This is a genomic window from Rhodothermales bacterium, assembly GCA_034439735.1.
Taxonomy (GTDB): domain Bacteria; phylum Bacteroidota; class Rhodothermia; order Rhodothermales; family JAHQVL01; genus JAWKNW01.
This window is the reverse complement of record JAWXAX010000224.1, coordinates 1-3,907: the sequence shown is the minus strand read 5'-3', so window position 1 is coordinate 3,907 and position 3,907 is coordinate 1. Positions and strand designations below refer to the sequence as shown.

Below are 3,907 nucleotides of genomic sequence, written 5' to 3'. Positions count from 1 at the left end.
GCAATATCCCACCGATTAGCGGGCTCCACCCGCTGCAGCGCGGCGGCGAGGTATTTTCGGACGACGGGCGAACGATCCACCCGCGCCATCCGGGCGAACGCTTCGACGGCTTCCTCATCCGGCGCCCGATCTTCGGTGAGCAGCTGGATGGCCCAGGAGCGGACGTATTCGTCGCGATCGTCCAACGCCTCCAGCAGCATTTCGGGTGTCGCCAGGCCGGCGACGTGCATCGCCCACAGGGCCTTGAGGCGGTACTCGGGGTACGCGGTGTCGTCGAACATCTCCTGCAAATGGGCCTGCGCCGTCTCGCCGATGGGGCGCTCGGAGGCGCGGTGCTGCAAGATCACCCGCGCCCGGCGCGCGTGCCAGTCGCTCGGGCTCCGCTGCAGGCGCGCGAGGTCGAGGTCGGACATCTCCCGCAAATCGTCGTACCGGCCCGGCCAGTCCTCGGCGAGCGTCGCCTCGGGCGCGATCCGGAAGATGCGGCCGGTGTCTTTGTCGAGCACATCCTTCCCGCAGATGTCGGCATCGTGCCAGTCCAGCACGTACACGGCTCCCTCGGGCCCGATTTCCATGCTGAACCCGATCCACTGGGCGTTATTGGCCAGCAGAAAATCCTCCCCGTGGCTTGCCACGAACCCCGACCCGCTGGGGGTGAGCACATCGGTCAGGACGGCGTGTTCGTGGATATTCGCCATAAACAGCCGGCCGCGCTGATCCTCGGGGAAGGCGTCCGACTGGTACACCCGCGCCCCGCCGTGGGCGGAGCGATGGCGGTGGTCGACGATCGTCTGGATGTCGCTATAGACATACGGGTTGAAGTGCCGGCCGCCCTGGCGCTGGTAGATCCCGCCGGGAATCACGTGGAAGACGTGTGGGATGACGCAGGCGCTGATAAACAGCTGGCCTTTCGCGTCGTAGTCGATTCCCCACGGGTTGCTGAAGCCGTGGGCGACGACCTCGAACCGGTCCTTCACCGGGTGATAACGCCACACCCCGCCGTCGATATCGACGCCCTCTTTTTCGAGCAGGTCGTCAGGAAACGGGTCGCCGTGGCGGTAGAGGCCTTCGCCGGCGGCCGGCTTCCGGATTTTCGACGGCGTGGCAAACCCTTCGAGGCCGTACAGCCAGCCATCGGGGCCCCAGTGGAGGCTGTTGATGGTCTCGTGGCGATCCCGGATGCCCCAGCCGGTGAGGACGATTTCGATGTCGTCGTAGTCGGCCACGTCGTCCTGATTTTTGTCAGGGATAAACAGCAGATGGGGCGGCGCGCCGAGGTAGAGGCCGTCGAACCCTACGGCGATGGCGGCGGGGAACGGGATGCCCTCCAGGAACACCTTGCGCACATCGGCGATGCCGTCGCGGTCGGTGTCTTCGAGGATGAGGATGCGGCTATCGCCGGAGTTGGAGAAGCCATCGTCGCGGGCCTCGTAGTCGCGGTTTTCAGCCACCCACATCCGGCCGCGGTCGTCCCAGGCGAAGGCCATGGGCTGGGTGATCATGGGCTCGGCGGCGTACGGGGTGACGGTGTAGCCGGCGGGGATGGTCATCGCCTCGATGGCCCGTTCGGCGGTCAGGAATTCGGCTTCGAGGCCTTCCTGCTGGGCGATATTCCAGAGGGCGGCGGTGGCGTACATGCCTTCGTCGCCGATGTAGGCCTGCCAGGCGTCGGTGAGGGCGATGTCGTTTTTTTCGCCGGTGTAGACGAGGAGCTGGTGCCGGATCGTCTCCGTCTGGCCGGCGGATATCGTCCAGTCCCCCATCCGCGCCCGCACGGGCCCGACGCCGAGCTGGTCATCGACGCGCCAGGGCTGGGGGAAGCCGGCGTTGTCCGGATGATCGAACACGGCGATGTGCGCCTGGTCGTCGCGGCCGTCGACTTTCATCCCCACATCGACCCACATAGCGCGCTGCCCTTCGGCGCGTCCGTTCAGCTGGCGCGCCGCATTTAACACCCTCCCCTCGATCCCCTCCTTCCACGGCATGCGGATGAAGAGGCCGCCGTAGTCGTATTCCCCGATCGTCACGTTCGTCCGCCCCTGGCCCTGCCATTCGAGGTCGAGCATATATGCACCATCCACCTCGCGCATGGCCCAGGTCTGCGTCTCGGTGAGGACGGGCCGTCCGGCCTCGTCGAGCAGGTCGTAGACGGTGCGCCACTGCACATGCGGCCCTTCTGGGATCAGGACATCGGCCGCGACGCGGCGCCAGTAGTCGCCCTCCGGGTGATGGAAATAATCCCGTCCGTTGACGCGGGTGAAGCCCCAGTACAGGCCCGTCTGGTGTTTATGGTGATCCGGGCTGAACTCGGACAGGAGCCCCTTCCCGTCGGGTGCGACGAGGGGATGGAGATAGGGCCGGAAGTCCGGCCGGGCGTTCTGGGTGAGGATGGGTTCCGCCTCGCCGGCGCGGTAGATGGCGATGGTGCCGGCGACGGTGTCCTGGCGGATCGTGAGCGTCGTGGCGACGGGGGCCGAAGCGGCGGCGGGATCGTCGGCGGGCGGGGTGCAGCCGGAGACGATGGCCAGAAGAAGTAGGAGCGGAAGGACAAGGCGCATGGATGTCGATTGGCTAACCGGCTGGGTCCCGAAACGAACCCCTACTCGTAGGGGGGACTTACGAAGTAATCAAGGCCGGGATGACGGTACGGTTACTGGTTGCAAAGACGCCATTCTATTCACACGGAGTGTACGCACTTTCCCGCACGAAAACACGCTACCGGGTCGTGTCCGCCGGCGCCAGCAGCGCTTGGTAGGGCTCGGCCAGGGAGGACTCGCCGCGTCCTTCGTAGAGTTCGACGAGCCGGCCGGCCACTTTGACCACCCGCGCGTGGTCGTCGGGCAGGGTTTTGCGCATGATCGTCATCGCCTCGACGAGGAGCGGTTCCGCCTCTGCGACCGCCCCGAGCCGGAACAGCAGATCGCCCAGGGATTCGAGTGTCATCCCGAGCCGGGGGTGGTCTGGAGGCAGCAGTTCGCGGTTCATCGCGAGGGCCTCGCGGAGGTAGGGTTCGGCGCCGGCGAGGTCGCCGCTGTCCTTGACCAACGTCCCCAAATTGTTCAGCGTGGCCGCGGTCGACGGGTGGCTGCCACTGTAGAGGGTGCGTTTCATGGCCAGAGATTCGAGGTAAAGCGATCCGGCCTGATCGATATCCCCCTTATCCCCCATCATCGAGGCTAAATTATGCAGACTGACGGCGATTGACGGGTGGACGTCGCCGAAGTGCTTGAGCCGGATCGCGAGCGCCTCTTCCAGCAGCGGACGCGCGGCACCCATCTCCCCCAGGCTTTTGTGGACGTTGCCAAGCACGGCGAGCAGCTTCGCCTGGACGGCCGGCAGTGACGAGAGATCCGTTCGCACCTTTCCACCCCCTCGGCCAGAAGGTCGCGGACGCGCAGCGTGTCGCGGCGTTCGTTGGTGACGGCGTACGGGTCGGGCGAGTCAAACAGCGCCTCCAGGAATTGCGACACCTGCTGCGCCTTCTCGGCCTGTACCCGGCAGCCGAGACGGTAGGGCCGCCATCCGGAGAGTAGTTCGTAGAGCAACACCCCCAGCGCATACACGTCCGTGGCCGTCGTGATCGTCTCCCCTGAGATATTATGTAGAGACGCCCCCGTGGGGCGTCTCTAGAGCCACCGCCGCCCGTTCATAGCGAAATCCCGCCGGCGATTTCTTTACGGAGCCACGCGCGGGCCATGGTCCAGGCGCGCTGGACGGATCGTTTGGCGATCCCCATGTGTTCGGCCGTCTCGTCGAGCGTAAGGCCGCCGAAGAAGCAGTACTGGACGACCAGGCCGGCGCGGACAACACCGTACGGGGCAACTTCGTCGGCTCGGACGATGCCGGCAGGGACCTCGGCAACACCAGCGATTTCAGCCCGCCGCAAGGCCCGCTCGATCCCCTGGCG

The 3,907-nt window shown here is 66.1% G+C and carries 3 protein-coding genes; all 3 read right to left on the bottom strand.

Annotated elements, in window-relative coordinates:
- Positions 1-2,558: PVC-type heme-binding CxxCH protein (locus SH809_16380; protein MDZ4701290.1), on the bottom strand; the 2,558-nt coding region annotated here is incomplete at its 3' end.
- A 157-nt stretch (positions 2,559-2,715) separates the two neighbouring features.
- Positions 2,716-3,360, bottom strand: coding sequence for a tetratricopeptide repeat protein (locus tag SH809_16375; protein ID MDZ4701289.1), 645 nt, complete (start codon positions 3,358-3,360; stop codon positions 2,716-2,718).
- A 286-nt stretch (positions 3,361-3,646) separates the two neighbouring features.
- On the bottom strand, positions 3,647-3,907 hold a 261-nt coding region (locus SH809_16370), incomplete at its 5' end, for an ECF-type sigma factor (protein MDZ4701288.1).